This window comes from Enterobacter sp. PL1, from assembly GCF_945957325.1.
GTDB lineage: Bacteria > Pseudomonadota > Gammaproteobacteria > Enterobacterales > Enterobacteriaceae > Enterobacter > Enterobacter roggenkampii.
In genome coordinates, this window is sequence record NZ_CAMFKT010000057.1 from 1 (window position 1) to 6,179 (window position 6,179).

Below are 6,179 nucleotides of genomic sequence, written 5' to 3' on the forward strand. Positions count from 1 at the left end.
CGCTGCCTCATCGCTAACTTTGCAACAGTGCCCCTAATCGTGTTCAGCAGAATAGCCGGAGGAAGTTTCCGGTAATGCTGTCAACCTGTTGATGACTATTTTAATCTGTAGTCATTCAATCCTTGTAACATCAGGATGATCCTGGTGTCAGTGAAAATACGAAATCAACACGTTGGTATCATTACCCACCTGTGAACTGACGTCGGCATTTTGAATCTCACTTCGGCGTGCCCCCTCCGAATGGCGCAAAACATTTCGTGGTATGGCATGATAGCACCCGAAGAGAGTCAATTCAGGGTGGTAAATGTGAAACCAGTAACGCTATACGATGTCGCAGAGTATGCCGGTGTCTCTTATCAGACCGTTTCCCGCGTGATGAACCAGGCCAGCCACGTCTCTGCGAAAACGCGGGAAAAGGTGGAAGCGGCGATGGCGCAGCTGAACTACATTCCCAACCGCGTGGCACAACAACTGGCGGGCAAACAGTCGTTGCTGATTGGCGTTGCTACCTCCAGTCTGGCCCTGCACGCGCCGTCGCAAATTGTCGCGGCGATTAAATCTCGCGCCGATCAACTGGGTGCCAGCGTGGTGGTGTCGATGGTAGAACGAAGCAGCGTCGAAGCCTGTAAAGCGGCTGTACATAACCTTCTCGCGCAACGCGTCAGTGGTCTGATCATTAACTATCCGCTGGATGACGAGGATGCCATTGCTGTGGAAGCTGCCTGCGCTAATGTTCCGGCCCTATTTCTTGATGTCTCTGACCAGACTCCCATCAACAGTATTATTTTTTCCCATGAAGACGGTACGCGACTGGGCGTGGAGCATCTGATCGCATTGGGTCACCAGCAAATCGCGTTGTTAGCCGGTCCATTAAGTTCTGTCTCGGCGCGTCTGCGTCTGGCGGACTGGCATAAATATCTCACACGCAATCAAATTCATCCGATAGCGGAACGGGAAGGCGACTGGAGTGCCATGTCCGGTTTTCAACAAACTATGCAAATGCTGAATGAGGGCATCGTTCCCACTGCGATGCTGGTTGCCAACGATCAGATGGCGCTGGGCGCAATGCGCGCTATTACCGAGTCCGGGCTGCGCGTTGGTGCGGATATCTCGGTAGTGGGATACGACGATACCGAAGACAGCTCGTGTTATATCCCGCCGTTAACCACCATCAAACAGGATTTTCGCCTGCTGGGGAAAACTAGCGTGGACCGCTTGCTGAAACTCTCTCAGGGCCAGGCGGTGAAGAGCAATCAGCTGTTGCCCGTCTCACTGGTGAAAAGAAAAACCACCCTACCGCCCAATACGCAAACCACCTCTCCCCGCACGTTGGCAGATTCCTTAATGCAGCTGGCACGACAAGTTTCCCGACTTGAAAGCGGGCAGTGAGCGCAACGCAATTAATGTGAGTCAGCTCACTCATTAGGCACCCCAGGCTTTACACTCTATGTGTCCGGCTCGTATGTTATGCGAAAATGTGAGCGGATAACAATTCACACAGGATACAACTATGACAATGATTACGGATTCACTGGCCGTCGTATTACAACGTCGTGACTGGGAAAACCCTGGCGTTACCCAACTTAATCGCCTTGCGGCACATCCCCCTTTCGCCAGCTGGCGTAATAGCGAAGAGGCTCGCACCGATCGCCCTTCCCAAGAGTCGCGCAGCCTGAATGGTGAATGGCGCTTTGCCTGGTTTCCGGCACCAGAAGCGGTACCAGAAAGCTGGCTGGAGCGCGATCTTCCTGACGCCGATACTGTCATCGTCCCCTCAAACTGGCAGATGCACGGTTACGATGCGCCTATCTACACCAACGTGACCTATCCCATTGCGGTCAATCCACCGTATGTTCCCACGGAGAATCCGACGGGTTGTTACTCGCTCATATTTAATATTGATGAAAGCTGGCTACAGGAAGGCCAGACGCGAATTATTTTTGATGGTGTTAACTCGGCGTTTCATTTGTGGTGCAACGGGCGCTGGGTCGGTTACGGACAGGACAGTCGTTTGCCGTCTGAATTTGACCTGAGCGCATTTTTACACGCCGGAGAAAACCGCCTCGCGGTGATGGTGCTGCGCTGGAGTAACGGCAATTATCTGGAAGATCAGGATATGTGGCGGATGAGCGGCATTTTCCGTGACGTCTCGTTGCTGCACAAACCGACCACACAAATCAGCGATTTCCATGTTGTTACTCACTTTAATGATGATTTCAGCCGCGCTGTACTGGAGGCAAAAGTTCAGATGTACGGCGTGCTGCGCGATGAGCTGAGGGTGACGGTTTCTTTGTGGCAGGGTGAAACACAGGTCGCCAGCGGCACCGCGCCTTTCGGCGGTGAAATTATCGATGAGCGTGGCGGTTATGCCAATCGCGTCACGCTACGTCTGAACGTCGAAAACCCGGCGCTGTGGAGCGCCGAAATCCCGAATCTCTACCGTGCGGTGATTGAACTGCACACCGCCGACGGCATGCTGATTGAAGCAGAAGCCTGCGATGTCGGTTTCCGCGAGGTGCGGATTGAAAATGGCCTGCTGCTGCTGAACGGCAAGCCGTTGTTGATTCGCGGTGTTAACCGTCACGAGCATCATCCTCTGCATGGTCAGGTCATGGATGAGCAGACGATGGTGCAGGATATCCTGCTGATGAAGCAGAACAACTTTAACGCCGTGCGCTGTTCGCATTATCCGAATCATCCGCTGTGGTACACGTTGTGCGACCGCTACGGCCTGTACGTGGTGGATGAAGCCAATATTGAAACCCACGGCATGGTGCCAATGAATCGTCTGACCGATGATCCGCTCTGGCTACCCGCGATGAGCGAACGCGTAACGCGAATGGTGCAGCGCGATCGTAATCACCCGAGTGTGATCATCTGGTCGCTGGGGAATGAATCAGGCCACGGTGCTAATCACGATGCGCTCTATCGCTGGATTAAATCTGTCGATCCTTCCCGCCCGGTACAGTATGAAGGCGGCGGAGCCGACACCTCCGCAACCGATATTATTTGCCCGATGTACGCGCGTGTGGATGAAGACCAGCCCTTCCCGGCTGTGCCGAAATGGTCCATCAAAAAATGGCTTTCGCTGCCTGGAGAACTGCGTCCGCTGATCCTTTGCGAATATGCCCACGCAATGGGTAACAGTCTTGGTGGCTTCGCTAAATACTGGCAGGCGTTTCGTCAATACCCCCGTTTACAGGGCGGCTTCGTCTGGGACTGGGTCGATCAATCACTGATTAAATATGATGAAAACGGCAACCCGTGGTCGGCTTACGGCGGTGATTTTGGCGATACGCCGAACGATCGCCAGTTCTGCATGAACGGTCTGGTCTTTGCAGACCGCACGCCGCATCCAGCGCTGACAGAAGCAAAACACCAGCAGCAGTTTTTCCAGTTCCGTTTATCCGGGCAAACCATCGAAGTGACCAGCGAATACCTGTTCCGTCATAGCGATAACGAGCTCCTGCGCTGGATGGTGGCGCTGGATGGCAAGCTGCTGACAAGCGGTGAAGTGCCTCTGGATGTCGCTCCACAAGGAAAACAGTTGATTGAACTGCCTGAACTACCGCAGCCGGAGAGCACCGGGCAACTCTGGCTAACGGTTCACGTAGTGCAACCGAACGCGACCACATGGTCAGCAGCCGGGCACATCAGCGCCTGGCAGCAATGGCGTCTGGCGGAAAACCTCAGCGTGACACAACCCTCCGCGCCCCACGCCATCCCGCAACTGACCACCAGCGAAACGGATTTTTGCATCGAACTTGGTAATAAGCGTTGGCAATTTAACCGGTTGTCAGGTCTTCTTTCACAAATGTGGATCGGCGATGAAAAACAACTGCTGACGCCGCTGCGCGATCAATTCACCCGTGCACCGCTGGATAATGACATTGGCGTAAGTGAAACGACCCGCATTGACCCTAACGCCTGGGTCGAACGCTGGAAGGCGGCGGGCCATTACCAGGCCGAAGCAGCGTTGTTGCAGTGCACGGCAGATACACTTGCCGACGCGGTGCTGATTACCACGGTCCACGCGTGGCAGCATCAGGGGAAAACCTTATTTATCAGCCGGAAAACCTACCGGATTGATGGAAGTGGTCAAATGGCGATTACCGTTGATGTTGAAGTGGCGAGCAATACGCCACATCCGGCGCGGATTGGCCTGACCTGCCAGCTGGCGCAGGTAGCAGAGCGGGTAAACTGGCTCGGATTAGGGCCGCAAGAAAACTATCCCGACCGCCTTACTGCGGCCTGTTTTGACCGCTGGGATCTGCCATTGTCAGACATGTATACCCCGTACGTCTTCCCGAGCGAAAACGGTCTGCGCTGCGGGACGCGCGAATTGAATTATGGCCCACACCAGTGGCGCGGCGACTTCCAGTTCAACATCAGCCGCTACAGTCAACAGCAACTGATGGAAACCAGCCATCGCCATCTGCTGCACGCGGAAGAAGGCACATGGCTGAATATCGACGGTTTCCATATGGGGATTGGTGGCGACGACTCCTGGAGCCCGTCAGTGTCGGCGGAATTCCAGCTTAGCGCCGGTCGCTACCATTACCAGTTGCTCTGGTGTCAAAAATAATAATAACCGGGCAGGCCATGTCTGCCCGTATTTCGCGTAAGGAAATCCATTATGTACTATTTAAAAAACACAAACTTTTGGATGTTCGGTTTATTCTTTTTCTTTTACTTTTTTATCATGGGAGCCTACTTCCCGTTTTTCCCGATTTGGCTACATGACATCAACCATATCAGCAAAAGTGATACGGGTATTATTTTTGCCGCTATTTCTCTGTTCTCGCTATTATTCCAACCGCTGTTTGGTCTGCTTTCTGACAAACTCGGGCTGCGCAAATACCTGCTGTGGATTATTACCGGCATGTTAGTGATGTTTGCGCCGTTCTTTATTTTTATCTTCGGGCCACTGTTACAATACAACATTTTAGTAGGATCGATTGTTGGTGGTATTTATCTAGGCTTTTGTTTTAACGCCGGTGCGCCAGCAGTAGAGGCATTTATCGAGAAAGTCAGCCGTCGCAGTAATTTCGAATTTGGTCGCGCGCGGATGTTTGGCTGTGTTGGCTGGGCGCTGTGTGCCTCGATTGTCGGCATCATGTTCACCATCAATAATCAGTTTGTTTTCTGGCTGGGTTCTGGCTGTGCATTCATCCTCGCCGTTTTACTCTTTTTCGCCAAAACGGATGCGCCCTCTTCTGCCACGGTTGCCAATGCGGTAGGTGCCAACCATTCGGCATTTAGCCTTAAGCTGGCGCTGGAACTGTTCAGACAGCCAAAACTGTGGTTTTTGTCACTGTATGTTATTGGCGTTTCCTGCACCTACGATGTTTTTGACCAACAGTTTGCTAATTTCTTTACTTCGTTCTTTGCTACCGGTGAACAGGGTACGCGGGTATTTGGCTACGTAACGACAATGGGCGAATTACTTAACGCCTCGATTATGTTTTTTGCGCCACTGATCATTAATCGCATCGGTGGGAAAAACGCCCTGCTGCTGGCTGGCACTATTATGTCAGTACGTATTATTGGCTCATCGTTCGCTACCTCAGCACTGGAAGTGGTTATTCTGAAAACGCTGCATATGTTTGAAGTACCGTTCCTGCTGGTGGGCTGCTTTAAATATATTACCAGCCAGTTTGAAGTGCGTTTTTCAGCGACGATTTATCTGGTCAGTTTCTGCTTCTTTAAGCAACTGGCGATGATTTTTATGTCTATTCTGGCGGGCAATATGTATGAAAGCATCGGTTTCCAGGGCGCTTACCTGGTGCTGGGTCTGGTGGCGCTGGGCTTCACCTTAATTTCCGTGTTCACGCTTAGCGGCCCCGGCCCACTTTCCCTGCTGCGTCGCAAGGTGAATGAAGTCGCTTAAGAAATTAATGTCGGATACGGCGCGAGCGCCTTATCCGACCAACTTATCAGGACGGAATGTTAAAAATGAACATGTCGATGACAGAAAAAATAAAAGCAGGCAAGCTATTTACCGATATGTGCGAAGGCTTACCTGAAAAAAGACTTCGTGGGAAAACATTAATGTATGAGTTCAATCACTCGCATCCATCAGAAGTTGAAAAAAGGGTAATGACTCCAACTTATTGATAGTGTTTTATGTTCAGATAATGCCCGATGACTTTGTCATGCAGCTCCACCGATTTTGAGAG

Annotated in this window: 4 protein-coding genes and 1 pseudogene; 4 read left to right on the forward strand and 1 reads right to left on the reverse strand. The window is 52.0% G+C overall.

Translation table 11 applies throughout. The features are described from left to right. Positions 1–306 precede the first annotated feature (306 nt). The 4 genes and pseudogenes from lacI to N6P30_RS23955 all read left to right on the forward strand — a co-directional run. Positions 307–1,389, forward strand: a complete 1,083-nt coding sequence (gene lacI, locus N6P30_RS23940) for a DNA-binding transcriptional repressor LacI (protein ID WP_016809493.1) — start codon at positions 307–309, stop codon at positions 1,387–1,389. A gap of 121 nt (positions 1,390–1,510) precedes the next feature. Next, positions 1,511–4,585 carry a beta-galactosidase gene (gene lacZ / locus N6P30_RS23945; protein ID WP_123652770.1) on the forward strand — a complete coding sequence of 1,025 codons (3,075 nt, stop codon included), beginning with the start codon at positions 1,511–1,513 and terminating at the stop codon, positions 4,583–4,585. Between the two features lie 51 nt (positions 4,586–4,636). After that, positions 4,637–5,890 (forward strand): lactose permease, encoded by a 1,254-nt coding sequence (gene lacY / locus N6P30_RS23950; RefSeq protein ID WP_039184238.1) that lies wholly within the window; start codon positions 4,637–4,639, stop codon positions 5,888–5,890. 65 nt (positions 5,891–5,955) lie between these two features. Next, a pseudogene (locus tag N6P30_RS23955) lies at positions 5,956–6,096 on the forward strand (maltose acetyltransferase domain-containing protein); the annotation flags it as partial. Between the two features lie 14 nt (positions 6,097–6,110). Here N6P30_RS23955 and N6P30_RS23960 read toward each other — a convergent pair. After that, positions 6,111–6,179: IS1 family transposase (locus N6P30_RS23960; RefSeq protein ID WP_074174319.1), on the reverse strand; the 69-nt coding region annotated here is incomplete at its 5' end.

Excerpts from the sequence above, each read along its gene's own strand:
- lacZ (WP_123652770.1), top strand. The coding sequence starts at position 1,511 with ATGACAATGATTACGGATTCACTGGCCGTCGTATTACAACGTCGTGAC.
- lacY (WP_039184238.1), top strand. The coding sequence starts at position 4,637 with ATGTACTATTTAAAAAACACAAACTTTTGGATGTTCGGTTTATTCTTT.